General features: G+C 41.4%; 14 protein-coding genes and 1 riboswitch. Of the genes, 2 read left to right on the top strand and 12 right to left on the bottom strand.

The annotated features are described in order from the left end of the window. Positions 1–15: 15 nt before the first annotated feature. The 6 genes from EJF36_RS21425 to tapA form a co-directional block, all read right to left on the bottom strand. Positions 16–180 (bottom strand): hypothetical protein, encoded by a 165-nt coding sequence (locus EJF36_RS21425; RefSeq protein WP_185806823.1) that lies wholly within the window; start codon positions 178–180, stop codon positions 16–18. A gap of 5 nt (positions 181–185) precedes the next feature. After that, positions 186–854, bottom strand: a complete 669-nt coding sequence (locus EJF36_RS05815; RefSeq protein ID WP_125905415.1) for a class D sortase — start codon at positions 852–854, stop codon at positions 186–188. Positions 855–931: 77 nt separating this feature from the next. Further along, entirely contained in the window at positions 932–3856 is a 2925-nt protein-coding gene (locus EJF36_RS05810) for an LPXTG cell wall anchor domain-containing protein (protein ID WP_125905414.1), read from the bottom strand. Positions 3857–3940: 84 nt separating this feature from the next. Then, positions 3941–4741 carry a TasA family protein gene (locus EJF36_RS05805; protein ID WP_125905413.1) on the bottom strand — a complete coding sequence of 267 codons (801 nt, stop codon included), beginning with the start codon at positions 4739–4741 and terminating at the stop codon, positions 3941–3943. Between the two features lie 90 nt (positions 4742–4831). Then, positions 4832–5401: a signal peptidase I SipW gene (gene sipW, locus EJF36_RS05800; RefSeq protein WP_125905412.1), complete on the bottom strand. Its 570-nt coding sequence runs from the start codon at positions 5399–5401 to the stop codon at positions 4832–4834. Further along, the gene (gene tapA / locus EJF36_RS05795) at positions 5391–7019 is read right to left on the bottom strand and encodes an amyloid fiber anchoring/assembly protein TapA (protein WP_125905411.1); all 1629 of its coding nucleotides are present in this window, start codon (positions 7017–7019) and stop codon (positions 5391–5393) included. Before tapA ends, sipW begins: the two co-directional genes overlap by 11 nt. A 311-nt stretch (positions 7020–7330) precedes the next feature. Here tapA and EJF36_RS05790 point away from each other — a divergent pair, with 311 nt between their 5' ends. Both EJF36_RS05790 and EJF36_RS05785 read left to right on the top strand, forming a co-directional pair. Then, the gene (locus tag EJF36_RS05790) at positions 7331–8194 is read left to right on the top strand and encodes an SDR family oxidoreductase (protein WP_125905410.1); all 864 of its coding nucleotides are present in this window, start codon (positions 7331–7333) and stop codon (positions 8192–8194) included. 410 nt (positions 8195–8604) lie between these two features. Further along, complete coding sequence (locus tag EJF36_RS05785; protein ID WP_125905409.1) at positions 8605–8937, top strand: hypothetical protein; 333 nt, start codon at positions 8605–8607, stop codon at positions 8935–8937. 85 nt (positions 8938–9022) lie between these two features. Here the strand turns inward: EJF36_RS05785 and EJF36_RS05780 are convergent, their stop codons facing one another. The 6 genes from EJF36_RS05780 to EJF36_RS05755 all read right to left on the bottom strand — a co-directional run bounded on the left by EJF36_RS05780 (position 9023) and on the right by EJF36_RS05755 (position 16064). After that, on the bottom strand, positions 9023–9532 hold the full coding sequence (locus tag EJF36_RS05780) for a GNAT family N-acetyltransferase (RefSeq protein WP_125905408.1): 510 nt from the start codon (positions 9530–9532) through the stop codon (positions 9023–9025). A 57-nt stretch (positions 9533–9589) separates the two neighbouring features. Continuing rightward, positions 9590–10228, bottom strand: a complete 639-nt coding sequence (gene thiE, locus EJF36_RS05775; RefSeq protein WP_125905407.1) for a thiamine phosphate synthase — start codon at positions 10226–10228, stop codon at positions 9590–9592. Continuing rightward, positions 10218–11030 carry a bifunctional hydroxymethylpyrimidine kinase/phosphomethylpyrimidine kinase gene (gene thiD, locus EJF36_RS05770; protein WP_125905406.1) on the bottom strand — a complete coding sequence of 271 codons (813 nt, stop codon included), beginning with the start codon at positions 11028–11030 and terminating at the stop codon, positions 10218–10220. Before thiD ends, thiE begins: the two co-directional genes overlap by 11 nt. After that, complete coding sequence (gene thiM, locus EJF36_RS05765) at positions 11017–11835, bottom strand: hydroxyethylthiazole kinase (protein WP_125905405.1); 819 nt, start codon at positions 11833–11835, stop codon at positions 11017–11019. Before thiM ends, thiD begins: the two co-directional genes overlap by 14 nt. 249 nt (positions 11836–12084) lie before the next feature. Continuing rightward, complete coding sequence (locus tag EJF36_RS05760; protein ID WP_125905404.1) at positions 12085–12846, bottom strand: 3-oxoacyl-ACP reductase; 762 nt, start codon at positions 12844–12846, stop codon at positions 12085–12087. Positions 12847–12973: 127 nt separating this feature from the next. Then, positions 12974–13084, bottom strand: a riboswitch (TPP riboswitch). Between the two features lie 655 nt (positions 13085–13739). Beyond that, on the bottom strand, positions 13740–16064 hold the full coding sequence (locus EJF36_RS05755) for a glycoside hydrolase family 65 protein (protein WP_125905403.1): 2325 nt from the start codon (positions 16062–16064) through the stop codon (positions 13740–13742). Positions 16065–16191: the final 127 nt, after the last annotated feature.

The raw sequence follows: 16191 nt of genomic DNA, 5'->3' as shown, positions 1-16191 counted from the left end.
CTAACAGTCCATAATTTAGCTTATTTCTTTTTTAATAGCATTCGCTGATTGTTTCATTTCAATCGCTGGTAATAAAGGTGATGCTGTTATATCTTTTTTACAAACGGGACAGATCCATTTTCCAAATTCAGAGCTACTAAAGGATGGCTTATGACAACGTGAGCACACTTTTTTATACATTCTTCTCACTCCTCCTTTAATTTTGCTTGCACAATGAGTCGATGTGTTGCCGTCTTAATCGGTGTACATGTAATTAACGTTAAAATAGACTGGTCGCCCTGCGGATACAGTACGGACGTATCGTCAGGAAGAACAACTTTATTTTGATCCACTATGTATGTAAACGTATTTGTTTTCGTTTGAACAGTGATTGAATCGCCAACCTTTACTTCATCGAGGCGATTAAACATGCTTCCGTATTTGAAGTTTCTATGTCCAGCCAAGGCTGCGTTCCCTTTTGAGCCGATTGATGCTGTACCAGTTAGATGCCCGGCAGCAAATAATAGATTTTGCTCTGTAGTACCTTCTAAAATAGGAAGTTTTAAATTTATTGACGGAATAGAAATGGTCCCTAGTAAAAGATTCGTATCAATCGTTGGTTTTTTGTCCTGTTTTTTTTGTTCGGTTTGTTCAGATGTTGGCAGTGCTACTTCTGTCATAGTAGGCTCTGCTTGTTGCGATAAAAAAGTTTGATTTAAGTCTTTATAATTTTCGAGAGCGCTAGACTCCTTCATCATCACATCAAAGCTTTGCATTAATTTTTCCTGCTGGTGTGTGCTATACACGGTTTTACCTAATGGGAATAACATGACAGCTAAACCAATGACGACACATGCATAAGCTAACACTTTCATGGTTCCCCTCCAGGTATAAAAATTTAGATAGAACCTCTGTAAAACCGTAGTGGCTTTACAGAGGTCAGTTATTTAGATTACTCTCTTGCCCGTCTTCTTCTTGCGACTAAAATCGAAACGCCGATAAACATTAACACTAAACCAGATGAGTAGAATATAGCTGGATTCGTTTCACCTGTTTGTGGCAGAGCTTCGTCTGGAATTGCGACAACATCCTCTGCTGGTTCATCTTCTACAACTACTTCCCCAGCTCCCTCTGTTTCACCATCTTCCTCAGGAACAACAGGACATGGCTCATCAGAGCTATCGAAGATGTTAACACCGCTTGGCGACGTAATTTCTAACTGATTTAATACATTTGTTTCTGTTTCAGTTGTCAACGTCATTTGTTCACCCGCTGCTAACGTGATTAGTTCAGTACTTTGCTGGTCTGTACCAGGTATGCGCCATGTAAATGACACTTCCTTATCAGACGTATTCGTGATAATCCATACGCGTGTTTCGTCAGGATTCTCGGAACAAGCTGTTCCCACTTTTAGCACGGATGGCTTCGGCTGTGGTGGAATCGAACAAGCTTCCGTCGAGCTATTTTCATAGACGGCACCGTTTGGATAGTTCACACGTAATCTATTTTGACCATCCACTGTATCAGTTGTAATCGTCACTTGTTCTCCTGGCTTCAGCGTTATATCTTCCTCACTTCGCTGATCCGTTCCAACAACCTCCCACGTGATAGTTGTGCCTTCATCAGACGTGTTTGTAATGATCCACTTACGTGTTTCTGTTGGATCTGGTGAACATACCGTACCGACTTCAATAGGAGTTTCAACCGGTGGCGGTGGTGTACACGTATCACCATTGTTGGTAGATAGAACGGTACCGTTTTTGAATTTCACTTCTAAACGATTTTTACCATCTATCGTATCTGTTGTTACGACAATCGATTCACCTGCTTGAAGCGTAATGGCTTCCTCACTTTGTTGATCTGTACCTAGTAAAGTCCATGTGATATCAAGCTCACTGTTCGATGTATTTCTTACCTTCCAAGCGCGCGTTTCATCTGGATCATTTGTACAAATAGGGTCCACAATGACCTTTGGCTTATCAGGTTTTTTCGGCGTACTACATTTTTCCGTTGTGCTTGATTTCTTAATGATTGTCTCTTTCGGTAAATATGTGACCACTAACACATTTTCACCAGAAACCGTATCGGTTTCGAGTGTGATTGTCTCACCAGCTTTTATAGCAATCGAATCACTATAAGTGTTTGTTCCTTCTAAATTCCAAATGAACTCTGTATCTACGTTTGAAATGTTTTTCACTTTCCAAACGCGAGTCTCATCTGGATCTTTAGAACATACTGTATCGATTGTTAATTCTGGTAACTCACATTGCTCTGTGCTGCTTTCAGCTGTAAGAGTCTTTTCACTCGTACCATATACAATTCGTAATACATTATCTAACTCAACCTCTGTTCTGGTTGTTAAAATGTATTCTTCGCCTGCTTTTAGGTCAATTGCTCCTTCACTATATTGAGCTGAATCCGCAATGCTCCATGAGAAGAAAGTATCAATCTCTGAAACGTTCTTAATTTTCCATCGACGTGTTTCAGATGGATCTTCAGAGCATATCGGCTCAATCGTTAATTCTGGCTCTTCCGGAAGTGGACAAGTTTCAGGTGTGCTTTCTGATTTAAGCTGCTTCTCGTCAGGTCCATAAATAACTTCGAGCGTATACATTCCATCATCCTGATACACAGTTGGAACGACTCTGTCGCCACCTACTGATACCGTAATGATCTTTTCTTCGCCCGCCTTAATCTCGATCAAACCATCACTCGTTTGATTTGAACCAAGTAACGACCACGAGAACCTCGTATCCACATCAGACACGTTTGTCACCTTCCAAACGCGCGTCTCATCTGGATTTTCAGAGCAAAGTGGTTCGATAGTTAGCTCAGGTTTTTCTTCAGGTGGGTTACACTCTTCTGGATTACTCTCTAATGTACGAACAATTTCATTTCCAAACATGATTTGAAGCGTATTTTTACCTTCAACTGCAGCCGTTGTGACAAGTACTTCCTCTCCCGTTTCTATAGGGATTGAACCGTCACTAGCTTCATTTGACTCTATAACATTCCACGTAAAATACGTATCTACTTCAGAAATATTTTTAACCTTCCAAACACGAGTTTCAGATGGATCTTCAGTACACAACTCTGTGATGGTTAGTTCTGGGTCTGGCGTTTCACAAGGTTCAGAATTACTGTCTCTTATAATCTCTTCACCATCACCATATGTTACTTTTAGCTGGTTAGGTCCTTCTATAGTATCAGTAGTTAAAGTGATTTCATCACCAGCAGGGATTAGTATTTCCGCTTGGCCTTGCTGTGATCCAAGTAACTCCCAGTTAATGTAGATATTTTCGTCAGAGTTGTTCTTAACAACCCACACGCGGGTTTCTGTTGGATCTTCAGAACATACTGGGTTGACTTTAATAGGTGAACAGTCTTCACCTTCTGGACACTGTGTTCCTACAGCTTCCGCTGTGAATTTGAAAAGAACAGCAGTCTCTAAGCCTTGATATTCATTACCAGACTCAAATGGAAAGTCAACTCGAAAAGTTAAATCTTCACTAGTAAACATTGCTAATTCCCTAGACTTAAAACCTTGAAATCCACTTAGCTTCCCTTTATATAAAAGGGAACTATCATCTGAAACTTCTAATAACAGAGTGTCATAGAATAAGTCAGATCCTGATTCCTTTTCAACACGCATATTATACTCAAAATTTCGGTTCCCTTTGTTTTCGATAGTCAGTGTTCGTATAGCCCAATCACCAGGCTTAATATTCTTGATATCAAATAGTCTGTTTGTTGGTGCAGTTTCTATATCAATAACTGGCTCACTTTCAATTGCTTCAGTGTTGCCAATAGGATTTAAAAACACAATACCCAATACAATACAACTGTACAATGCTAGAAAAGTAAATATCTTTTTCATAATTGATACCTCACAATAAAGGTAAATATATTAAACTAGAAAAGGTGGGAAAACCCACCTTTTCCATTACTACAATTTCAATAATTAGTCATTAACTTCGTCAGTATGTTGTGGTGAACCAATAGTTCTTGGTGATGGCATGTTAGAACCATCAGCAGAGTTTTGAACGCCATTGTTTACATCACCATTTCCATGGTTTGTATCTACGTGTACGCCATCCCATTGCGTTGCTTCAAGGTTGAAGAAGACGTCAACATAATCACCCATGTATTTATTTTGCACATATTCACCATTTGCTTTTTTAGTAAGATCGTTTTTAAATGTGATTTGGATGAATACATCATCTTTATCATCTGGATCTACTGGAATACCTATTCTTCCATCTGTACCAGCAGCGATAGAAGCAAGGTTAATTTTTCCATTTACAACATGGGCCGAAGCGATATCAGACACATCTCCACTAACAAGGTCAGCTAAAGTAAAGTCTCCAGTAACGACATCTTGTCTTGGTTGCCATTGACTAGTTTCAGAGTCAACTTGCATGAAGTCAACTTCAAATTGAGATAAGAAGTCCATCTTTGATGAGTCACCATGACCTTCAAATCCACTTGCAGTACCGTCCATTAACACTTCTTTAATTGCTAAAGAACCAACATTATCAAGTGTGAAAATACGCTGAATGTTGTCACCAGGCTTTAGATTACCTAAGTCGAAACTAATCGGCTTGTTAGCACTTTTTCCAACTTGTAAATCTAGTGTGCCAGCTTCAAAATAGTTGTTAATTGTTGCAGTGTCGTTGAATGCTGCCCAAGTTCCTCCACCTACTAATGACAAACCTAATGCTGCTGATGCTACCCCTAAACCTAACTTTTTCTTAATACTCATTCCGTTTTTCCTCCCTCTTTTATCCCCTAATCGGGTATGTAAAATTTTAATATATTGAACTCTTAAATGACTTAAGAGAATCAACCAAGATTAGTGTTGCACTGACTTATCCTTTGTTTTACCTTCAATTTCTGAAATTGCTCTCCAAATTGTTAAACCTGAATAACCTAATAGCAGTAATCCTGGTATTATCAACATTGCAATAGAGCCATTTCTAGAATCTGCGAATTGAACAAGATAACCTACAAAAGGAATTGTGAAACCAGTGTACTTACCAATAACATTTTGTGACATAATTGGATTTAAATCTGAATCTTCGTTATTGTCACCTTTTGTTCTAAACATTAATTGACCCGCATTGTTTAGTACTTCTGTAATTCTGTGCGTAACTACTGTATTCTGATCTTTTTTATAAGTTATAATGTCATCTATTTCCAACTGATTAACATCAAAATTTGGATTTATAGCAATTATTGACCCTGTTTTAAAAGTGGGTTCCATAGATCCTGACAGCACTGATTTTAGTTGATAGCCAAAAATATTTGGCTCTCCCCCAGACGCTTTAGATGATATAACTACGAAAATCATTAATAAAAGTACAGCAAATAGTAAAATGTTAAGTAAGTTGCTAATTAGCTTTATTGCTTTATTATTCTTCACTTATCATCACCTGCTTAAAAAACGTATAGTAATCTATTGTTTTTTCAATAGAGTTAGTTTCCTTTGAGTATCTACTGTTTAAAACTACAGATTCGTCTGCATTTCCATCTTTATTCTCGTCACCTATTGGCTCCGTTTTATTTCCCTCATTATCGTTCTTCTCACCATCATCATTTTCAGAGTCACCTGAACTATCATTATCTTCTCTAACTAATTCATTAGATGCTGAGCTAGGATTATTATCAGTTGGCGAGTTCTCAGTTCCTTGTTCTACAGGTTCACCGGCTGCTGGTACTTCCGCTGTTTCTTCCTCTTCCGTTGTACCTTCATCTACTGGCTCACCGGCTGCTGGTTCGTCCACTGTTTCTTCCTCTTCCGTTGTACCTTCATCTACTGGCTCACCGGCTGCTGATTCGTCCTCTGTTTCTTCCTCTTCCGTTGTACCTTCATCTACTGGCTCACCGGCTACTGATTCGTCCGCTGTTTCTTCCTCTTCCGTTGTACCTTCATCTACTGGCTCACCGGCTGCTGGTTCGTCCTCTGTTTCTTCCTCTTCCGTTGCACCTTCATCTACGGGCTCACCGGTTGCTGGTTCGTCCGCTGTTTCTTCCTCTTCCGTTGTACCTTCATCTACTGGCTCACCGGCTGCTGGTTCGTCCGCTGTTTCTTCCTCTTCCGTTGTACCTTCATCTACTGGCTCACCGGCTGCTAGTTCGTCCTCTGTTCCTTCCTCTGCTGTCTCACCGTCTGTTGGCGCGGCCTCTGTTTCTTCCTCTTCAGTTGTGCCTTCATCTACTGGCTCATCTTCTGCTGGATTGTCCTTTTGTTCTCCTTCAGTTGAACCATCATCGAGAGCTTCATCATCTCCCGGTTGCTCATTCACAATTGGTAGGTCTGATAACTCTATTGCAAAAGCCTGATTACTTTGATCTGTATAAACTTCTTCATATACAGCTTCAGTAGCAGAAATATCTACAGTAATCTCTTCACTCCATAGTTCCTGTCGTTCTAAGTTGTTATCATCCACCTCAGAACTATCTAAACTAAAACTAGAAAATGCTAACATTGTATTGGCTTGTTTCTTGTTGTCCTTATTTTGGTTCCCAGAGTTACCTCGATTTTCTTTATCATCGCTACTGTTATTTCCAGGATGTCCGATAGCTTGATAAGCCTTGAATTTATATTTTCCAGATTCTTGAGGTGTAAATTCGATTTTATATTCTTGTCCAGGAGCAAGAGGTGGAATTTCACCATCATGGACTTTATCACCAAATTTCGGATTTCCTTCTTCGTTCATATAAACTTCAAAAGGAACTGAATTAGTCATCTGCTCTGAATCTTTACCATTTTTTATAGTCGCCCAGATTATAAATGTGCCATTTTCTAATTGTTCGATTCCAACATCACAAAACTCAAGTGAACTCTTATCCCAAAAATCCTTGATTGTTTCCCATGTTCCTACTTGAATTTTGTTATGTATAGTTTCGACATCATTGAAGAGCGCTCCAGTATCGGAAATGTGAGTGCCTGTTATATATAAAGAATAGTTAATGACAACAACTTGAAGTATTATTTTATATCCTTTATTTTTCGAGTGACTCTTTCTTTTCTTTCTCATGTCTATTGTCCTCACACCCCTTCAGATACGTACGGTCACTTCACTTTTGTTCTTTGTTTTTCCTTTTTTGTTCTTTATCAAGAACTGACTTACAAATTGAGTATAAAACATTTTAGGACTAATAAAAAATCCCAAATTCGCTCGTTTTTCGTTAAAAAGAACACAATTCCTTAAATTTTCTGTATTTTCCTTTAGTTATCTAAGTATTTTGTTTTTTATAAAGAACAAAAGGAGCATATGAAATCCCCTCATATATCCTATACTTTGTTTCATACTAAACATATAAATTTTTCCATTGGAGGTACATCAACATGACTCAAAACAAACAACCGTTACAACCACCGCAGCATCAAAATCACCAGCCAGGCACGGAGACGGAGATGAATCCGCGGCCGGTTTCGGAGGATGCTACTTATAAAGGGAGTGGCAAATTAGCAGGGAAAGTGGCTGTGATTACGGGTGGTGATAGTGGCATCGGAAAGGCTGTCGCGATTTATTATGCTAAAGAAGGCGCCGATGTTGTTATTTCTTATTTAAATGAAGAGCAGGATGCGCAGGAGACGAAGCGACAGGTTGAAGAGGAAGGCCGCCGGTGTTTACTAATTGCTGGGGATATCGGTAGTGAGGTGTTTTGTCAGAAGATTGTTCAGGATACGATTGCGGAGTTTGGTAAGCTTGATATTTTAGTCAATAATGCAGCAGAGCAGCATCCGCAGAAAAGTCTGCTAGATATTACTTCGGATCAGCTTGAGAAAACGTTCCGTACGAATATTTTTTCTTTTTTCTATTTAACGAAAGCGGCACTCCCTCATATGAAGTCGGGTGCGAGTATTATTAATACAGCCTCTGTCACAGCTTATGAAGGTAACGAGCAGCTGCTTGATTACTCATCAACGAAAGGGGCCATTGTGGCGTTTACTCGTTCACTGGCGAAAAACTTAGTAGGACAAGGTATTCGTGTAAATGGAGTGGCACCTGGCCCGATTTGGACGCCTTTGATTCCGTCCACGTTTGACGCAGAGAAAGTTTCTACGTTCGGCTCCAACACACCGATGAAGCGTCCGGGACAACCTGAGGAAGTCGCACCAAGCTATGTATTTTTAGCGAGTGATGATTCGTCTTACATAACGGGACAGATGATTCATGTAAATGGCGGTACGGCGGTGAGTGGGTAATAGTTAGAATCAAACGGTTGTCGTGAGATAGTAACCGTTAAATATGTGGGTAATTCCTCATGAACACTGCTTGGCCTAGCAAAACATTTAGTGGGTAATTCGTTTGTAATTTGCCCTTTCACGGATAATTGTGACAAATCGTGGATATACTGATAATGGTAAGCCATTGAGTTAGGAGCCTTTCTATTTGGGGAAAGGCTCCTTTTTTTATAAGTTCTCTTCTAAAAAATATTTAAAAACGGGCATATCTTCTTCCTACAAGAGATTAGTATGTGTTTTCCTCTATTGCTAGCACACAAATTTCTCCCTAAAATATGTTAAAATTTGAAGAAGAAACACTGATAGCTTTTTGATTTTTTCATATAAGTTTATTATGAAAACATTGGAAGACTTAAGGAGGTCCTTAGGTAATGTCAGAACACAGCAAAAGTATAGAAATTTATGGGCAATGTGTTGATGATTTTGAAGTTAGCCCTTTTGAATCAGTGGACATGTTACACAGAAGAAGTACGTTAGAAAAGGCAATTCAAGAACTTAATTATGAGGAAAGAATGAAATTATTAAGCTATGATATGCAATTAATTAAAAATGCAAAAAATATGGCTAAACATATTGGAGAAATTTATGATTTTTCATTATCGGAAGAGCCACTAAGCCAATGGTGGTGGCATCTGGATAAAGTAGCAAATGGTAATATTTCGTTCCATTTAAGTCCAGAACTTGAATCTGATGTGGCCATTTAATATTTTAACTAAGGAATTGATTAAGTTATTTTTGAAGGGCCTTTCTATGGAATTGCTTATTACTGTGAGTAATATTGTGCTTTAATCATTTAACAAACTTGTACATTTCAATTTCGTCTACATATGTACCATCTTCGAATTTTACGTGTTGCAAGCGTCTGCCTTCTTCTACGAATCCGAGCTTTTTATACAAATGAATTGCCCGTTCGTTATGAGAGAACACTTCAAGACAAATTTTTTCAATGTCAGGGTCTGCTTCTGCCCAGCTGAGCAAGTGGGCCATCATTTGACGACCAATGCCAAAATTGCAAAAGGCTTCTTGAATACTTACACCAAAGGTACCGTGGTGCTTCATGCGTTGACGAGTGCTACGTCTAAAAGTCATGAATCCTACAATTTTGCCGTCAGCCTCGGCGACAAGAGCTAAATTGCGGTCTTCTTTTGATTTTTGTAAAAACTTCTCTTCTTCTTTGACTGTTAGCGAAAATTCATCTGGTGTCATCAGCATAAAGGTCGATTCTGTTAACACCGTTTGGACGTGCTCTATGATTTGCGGGGCATCTATTAGTTTTGCTTCGCGAATTACAACGTTCATGGTCTCGCCTCCCTTATGAGCCTATCATACCAAAAAAGCTAATTCCGAAATATGGAATTAGCCGTTTGTTACGCTTTCTTTTAAAAGTTCTGTTGCCGTGCGCGGTGATGCGGCCTCGGATATCGCAGTTATGACAGATACGCCATCGGCCCCTGCTTCGATGACTTCACGGGCGTTGTTTGCGTTTATGCCGCCAATGCCAACGATAGGAATAGTGAGTCCAGCTTCGCGGATTTCCTTGATTAAAGTCACGCCGCTAGCTGCTTTGGCATCTTCTTTTGTTGAGGTGGGGAATATGGGACCGATGCCTAAGTAGTCCGCGCCTTGTTCAATCGCGAGCTTTGCTTCTTGTAAACTATGAGCCGATACTCCGATGATTTTGTCCGGGCCGAGTCTCTTTCTTACGGACTCGCACGATTCATCCTCTTGCCCGATGTGAACCCCGTCTGCGTTTAGTTTTACAGCTAGATCAATATCATCGTTTACGATAAATGGAATGCCGTGGTGTTTGCACTTTGCTTGCAGTTCGCGAGCAAGTGCGAGCTTTTTCGGGCCATGTAACGCTCCCTGGCCTTTTTCGCGAAACTGAAACATTGTGATGCCGCCTGCTATCGCTTCTTGTAATACGGTCGCTGGATCGACGCGGCAGTTCGGACTTCCCATAATAAAGTACACTTGCAGTGCGTCACGATTCATGGACAAGACCCCTTTTGTACGCCCAGTGATTCGTTGGACCGTGGCCTTTTCCTATTTTTAAATCATCTGAGATGGCGGCTTGGATAAAGTCTTTCGCTAGTTTGACAGCGTCCGGTACCTTTTGACCCTTCGCTAATTCCGCGGTTATTGCAGCTGAGAACGTACAACCCGTACCGTGGGTATTTTTCGTAAAGATTCTTTTTGTTGAAAAATAAATAAATTGTTCGCCGTCGAATAATAAGTCGGTCGATTCGTTTGATGTTGCATCGTGCCCGCCTTTAATGAGAACATTTGTCGCACCTAAGTTGTGAAGATATTTAGCGACAGCTTCTTTGTTTTGTTCTGAAGTAATTTCAATGCCGGATAGAAGTTCGGCTTCCGGAATGTTCGGTGTAATGACGGTCGCGAGCGGTATCAAATGACTTTTTAAAGAATCAATAGCTTCTGGAAGTAAAAGCGGTGCGCCACCTTTGGCGACCATAACTGGATCCACGACGACGTTGCTCCAGCCGTATTGTTGTATGCTGCTAGCGACGGCTTCAATAATGTCGGCGTTGAACAGCATGCCTGTTTTCAGCGCGTCGGTACCCATGTCATGTGCGATTGCATCCATTTGAGCTTTCACAGCATTCGCCGTCATCGGATGCACCCCATCCACACCAAGCGTGTTTTGGGCGGTAACCGCGGTAATCGCTGACATGCCAAAAACGTTGAGCTCCTGGAACGTTTTCAAGTCAGCCTGAATCCCCGCGCCGCCGCCACTGTCTGAGCCAGCAATCGTTAATGCTTTAGCGATTTTCAACTGCATTCACCTCTGAAAAAGAAGCAAGTTGTTGGACAGTCTCGGAGTCTAGTAAACTTAATTGATCTAAAAATTGTATTTGGAAGCTGCCTGGTGACGGTGCTTGCTTCGCGGCTAGTTGTGCTGCGACACCGTAAGTTGTTAGTGCTGCAACAGCTGCATTGATTGGGTTGGGCTCAACAGCTATAAAGGCACCGATGACAGATGTTAGTAAGCAACCCGTGCCGGTTACTTTTGTGAGTAATGGATGACCGTTTTGAACTTTGAATGTTTGTGCGCCATCTGAAACGATATCCTCTTTACCGGTTATGACAACTGCGGTATTTAGCTTTTTGGCGACGGTGTTTGCTAAGGCAACTAAGTCAGCGTTTCCTTCCCCAGCGTCCACACCTTTGATTTGCCAGTTCTCGCCTCCGATTGTGGCAATTTCACCAGCATTGCCGCGAATCAATGTTACTTTTACATGCATAAGAATGCGCTCGATTGCCTCCGTTCGGTATGACGTCGCCCCCGCACCCACCGGATCTAAAATAACCGGGACGCCATGTTCGTTAGCGGATTGCCCTGCGAGTATCATCGCGTCGACCACGTCCTCATCGAGCGTACCGATATTCAGTACAAGCGCACTTGCGATTTTCGCCATATCAGCCACCTCTTCTTTGGCGTACGCCATGACCGGTGACGCGCCAAGTGCTAGCAATCCGTTCGCTGTGAAGTTTGTAACAACAACGTTTGTGATGTTGTGGATGAGTGGGTTCGTTTGTCTTACTTTGTTCAGTAACTCTGAGACTTGTTTGTGTTGCATAGGGTGGTTCCTCCTTTATATGTTGGGTTGTTTGTGATTAGATTGAAATACGCATAAACACGTGAATTTGGCGCATAAACTGGGAAATTTCACGCATAAACCTCTGATTTTGGCGCATAAACTGCAAAATTTCACGCATAAACCTCTGATTCTGGCGCATAAACACCGACCATGAAAATTTAGCGCTTAAACTCCTCGAATTGGTGCTTAAATCCCGTTTTGAAAAAGTCATTGCGATGCGCTAAGTGTTTAATCCTTCACCAATCCACCGTCGACCACTAAGTTTTGTCCCGTTACCGCTCGCGCCCATGGTGATGCTAAAAATACAGCGACATCTGCAACCTCAGCCGGCTCTGTCACTTTTCTTCGTGGTGTGGATGCTTCAATTAACCCGAATACTTCCGCAGATGTCGCCGCGCTAGCATCCGTTACTTTTAACAAACCACCTGACACCATATTCACGTTCACGCCAAATTCGCCAAGCTCCTGGGCCATGTTTCTTGTAAAACCAAGAAGTGCGGCTTTGCTCGTGGTGTAATCGTGATAAGCGACGACAGGGTTTTGGAACAAGTTCGTGCCAATGTTAATGATGCGGCCGAATTGCTGTTCCTTCATATCGTCGAGCCCGGCTTGAATTGTGTTTAGCGCACCGCGAATAGCACCTTCAAGCTGCACATGGTAATCGCGCCACGCAATTTGATCAGCTGCCTTTCTTGTAACCGGGTCAAAGCGAAAATCGACAAGTGCATTGTTGACTACCGTTGTGATTGGCTTACCAAAGCGTTCTTTTGCTTGTAAAAATAACTGTTTGACCTCTTCGTGATCTCTGATGTCCGCTCTAATTGCTATTGTATTGTCACCTAGCTTGCGTTGAAGGTCGTGCGCCTTCGCTTCACTTTGGTAATAGTTGATCACAACGTGCGCGCCCTCACGAGCAAACGCCTTTACCATTTCGGCGCCCAGGCCTCGACTTCCACCTGTCACAAGTACCACTTGATTTCGTAAATTCATTTTGCATCCTGCCTCCTTTTAAGTATTGTGGATGACTTAATATGCTCGGAACCTGATATGTATTTTTTACAGCAAAAAAGCCAGATCCGTCTGGGACCTGACTTGGGTAGTTGATGAGCATGACGCTGTGCGCGCTCGCCTACTTTCCTACGCTGGTATGATCCAGATCAGGTCCGAAGGGTCAAAAAAGGTACGTTTCTTCTCTCAGCCCACGCCTTGGGCTCCCCTAGTAGCATTTTCCATATTAAGTTACTAACATCTTAAGTTATTTTTTCGTATTCGTAAAGAGAGAATGTGTTGGGGATGTGGGATGCTTTTTGTGTATGGTTGATCTGTTGAATGGCGGAAGGACTGCCTGGCACTGTTTCAAGTGAAGGAAAGTGAAAATAGCGGTTTATAGTAATTTTTCATCGATTTTCTTTGTCAGAAACGCTAGTATTTTGTCGGGTATTGTCGGTACGTGGTACCGACAAATTATAGTTTCTTAAAAACCCTATTATATCAGTACTGCAAAATCCATCGATTTATGTTGGTACATTGTACCGACATAAGTCATCACACATCGACAAATCAGCGGTTAAATATACGGGTGAAAACGATATATTGCCCAAAAAACACAAAAACAGGACCAAAAACAAAAAGTTTCGGTCCTGTTCGTATCTATTTTAAGGGGGGATCAAGCGTCAAAATCATCTTGAAGGATAACTTCTATCCAATTTCTGTTGCACATCTATTTTTCAAAGGGTTTCAGCCTAGAATTCACGTTACAAGCAGTTACTGTTGCAAATCTACCCTGAGAGAAATTCCATCCTCAAATACACGTTGCATGCAATTACTCTTGCACATCAATCTTCTAGGAATTCCATCCCCGGTTTCACGTTGCACTCACTCAATTACTGCTGTACTAATCCTCTTAATTCAACAGTTACTTCACCGTCAGCTGGAATTGTTACTGTTTCATCGTAGATTTTCACAGCGAAGTCGCTGCCGCCTTCTTGAGATACCTTTACGCCATCAACTGTTACGTTGACTTTGATGTGGTGTCCGCGGATGACGATCTTGAATGAGTAGCCGTTCCAAGCTTTTGGAATGAATGGTGCGAAGCTTAATGCTCCGTCTGCTACGCGCATGCCAGCGAAGCCTTGAACGATTGATAACCATGAACCAGCCATAGATGTGATGTGTAATCCATCTTCTGTGTCGTTGTTGTAGTTATCTAAGTCTAGGCGAGCTGTGCGTAGGTATAACTCGTATGCTTTGTCTTCGTAACCAATTTCACCAGCGATGATTGAGTAAATACATGGTGATAATGATGACTCATGTACTGTCATTGGCTCGTAGAAGTCAAAGTGTTGTTTCTTTTGTTCTGCCGTGAATTGGTCATGTAAGAAGTACATACCTTGTAATACGTCCGCTTGTTTAATGAAACAAGAGCGAAGGATACGATCCCAAGACCATTTTTGGTTTAATGGAAGATCTGCTGAATCTAGATCACTTACTGGCTTCAGATCTTTATCTAAGAAACCGTCTTGTTGTAAGATTAGGCCTGTTTCTTCGTCGATTGGGTAGTACATTTTTTCTTCGATTTCTGCCCATTTAGCAAGCTCTTCGTCAGTTAAACCAAGTGCTGCCACAAGTTCAGCGTAACGATCAGCTTCAGCACTAGCTAAGTAGTCGCGTGCTTCGCGAGTGTACTCTAGTGTCCAAGCTGCAATACGGTTTGTGTACCAGTTGTTGTTTACGTTGTTTTCATATTCGTTTGGTCCTGTTACACCGTGCATCATGTATACGTCTTTTTTCGCATTGTAGTGTACGCGGCTCGCCCAGAAGCGGCTGATTTCTACTAATACGTCGAAGCCGTATTCGCCAAGATAGCTCTTGTCGCCTGTGTAGTTTACATAGTTATAGATTGCGTATGCAATCGCACCGTTACGGTGAATTTCTTCGAACGTGATTTCCCACTCGTTGTGGCACTCTTCACCGTTCATAGTTACCATTGGGTACAATGCGCCACCTAAGCCAAGCTTCGCAGCATTTTCTTTTGCTTTTTCAAGATGGTTATGACGGTATACAAGCAAGTTACGAGAAACGTTAGAGTCAGCAGTACTTAAGTATACTGGTAAGCAGTATGCTTCTGTATCCCAGTATGTGCTACCGCCGTATTTTTCACCAGTGAAGCCTTTTGGTCCGATGTTTAGGCGTGGGTCTTCACCGAAGTAAGTGCTGAATAATTGGAATAAGTTGAAGCGAATACCTTGCTGTGCTTCAGTGTCGCCACCGATTGTTACGTCAGCATCCATCCAACGAGCTTCCCAAGCTGCTTGTTGCTCTTCGAACATTGCCATGAAGCCTTTTTCTGCTGCCGCACACGCTACTTTTTCAGCAGCCTTTGCTACTTCATCAAGCTCATAGTTACGGCTTGACGTCACACCAACATATTTTACAAGAGTAACTGGTTGACTCTTTAATGCATCTACTTCGATTTCGTTTGCTACGTATTCTTCGTTCGCGATGTTATTAACGTTGATTACTTCGCCACCGATTACACGGATTTTCATGCTAGCTGCTACGTCAAACTGTGGTACGTTGAATTTGTTTTCATGTGTACGCATAGTTAATGTTCCCGCACAACGAGTAATGTCATGGCTAACTGGTAACCAGAAATCTTCATCGTAGTTTGAATCTTCGTTACGCACATCACCATCTAAGTATGGTACGAACGTAAGTGTAGCGCTGTAGTTAACTGGTGTTACTTTGTAAGAAATAACTGTAGCTTCTTGGTCAACAATACTTATGAAGCGAATGACTTCTACTTCTGTTTCACGGCCTTTTGAATCAACAGCAGTGAATGAACGGAATAAGTAACCATGCTTCATGTTTAATTCACGACGGAAGTTGCGAACCTCAGCTTTAGCAAGATCAAGCTCTTCGCCATCGATAAATACACGAATACCAATGTAGTTAATGCTGTTTAGTACTTTTGCAAAGTAATCTGGGTATCCGTTTTTCCACCAACCAACACGCGTTTTGTCTGGGATATAAACGCCCGCAACGTAAGAGCCTTGGTGTGTATCACCACTGTATGTTTCTTCAAAGTTGCCGCGCATTCCCATTTGGCCGTTTCCTAAGCTCATAATTGATTCTGCAAGGCGGTTGTCTTCTGGGTGTAAACCTTCCTCAATAACTTTCCATTCGTCTGCAACAAATAGTTTTTTCATTTTTTTCACCTCAATAGTAGTATTAGCTTAGTGCAATCGATTGCATTTATCATCTATAGAAAACTCGGCATAAACCGAGCTTTTTACGTAAAATAAATTAAATGATATTGAAAGAATATCAGAACTA

Source organism: Bacillus sp. HMF5848, assembly GCF_003944835.1.
GTDB lineage: Bacteria > Bacillota > Bacilli > Bacillales > HMF5848 > HMF5848.
Note: the sequence above shows the minus strand (reverse complement) of the source record. Positions and strands in the feature narration are given on the sequence as shown.

Excerpts from the sequence above, each read along its gene's own strand:
- EJF36_RS05755 (WP_125905403.1), bottom strand. The coding sequence starts at position 16,064 with ATGAAAAAACTATTTGTTGCAGACGAATGGAAAGTTATTGAGGAAGGT.
- EJF36_RS05805 (WP_125905413.1), bottom strand. The coding sequence starts at position 4,741 with ATGAGTATTAAGAAAAAGTTAGGTTTAGGGGTAGCATCAGCAGCATTA.
- EJF36_RS05760 (WP_125905404.1), bottom strand. The coding sequence starts at position 12,846 with ATGAATTTACGAAATCAAGTGGTACTTGTGACAGGTGGAAGTCGAGGC.
- tapA (WP_125905411.1), bottom strand. The coding sequence starts at position 7,019 with ATGAGAAAGAAAAGAAAGAGTCACTCGAAAAATAAAGGATATAAAATA.
- thiE (WP_125905407.1), bottom strand. The coding sequence starts at position 10,228 with ATGAATCGTGACGCACTGCAAGTGTACTTTATTATGGGAAGTCCGAAC.
- EJF36_RS05790 (WP_125905410.1), top strand. The coding sequence starts at position 7,331 with ATGACTCAAAACAAACAACCGTTACAACCACCGCAGCATCAAAATCAC.
- EJF36_RS05780 (WP_125905408.1), bottom strand. The coding sequence starts at position 9,532 with ATGAACGTTGTAATTCGCGAAGCAAAACTAATAGATGCCCCGCAAATC.
- EJF36_RS05810 (WP_125905414.1), bottom strand. The coding sequence starts at position 3,856 with ATGAAAAAGATATTTACTTTTCTAGCATTGTACAGTTGTATTGTATTG.
- thiM (WP_125905405.1), bottom strand. The coding sequence starts at position 11,835 with ATGCAACACAAACAAGTCTCAGAGTTACTGAACAAAGTAAGACAAACG.
- EJF36_RS21425 (WP_185806823.1), bottom strand. The coding sequence starts at position 180 with ATGTATAAAAAAGTGTGCTCACGTTGTCATAAGCCATCCTTTAGTAGC.
- EJF36_RS05785 (WP_125905409.1), top strand. The coding sequence starts at position 8,605 with ATGTCAGAACACAGCAAAAGTATAGAAATTTATGGGCAATGTGTTGAT.
- EJF36_RS05815 (WP_125905415.1), bottom strand. The coding sequence starts at position 854 with ATGAAAGTGTTAGCTTATGCATGTGTCGTCATTGGTTTAGCTGTCATG.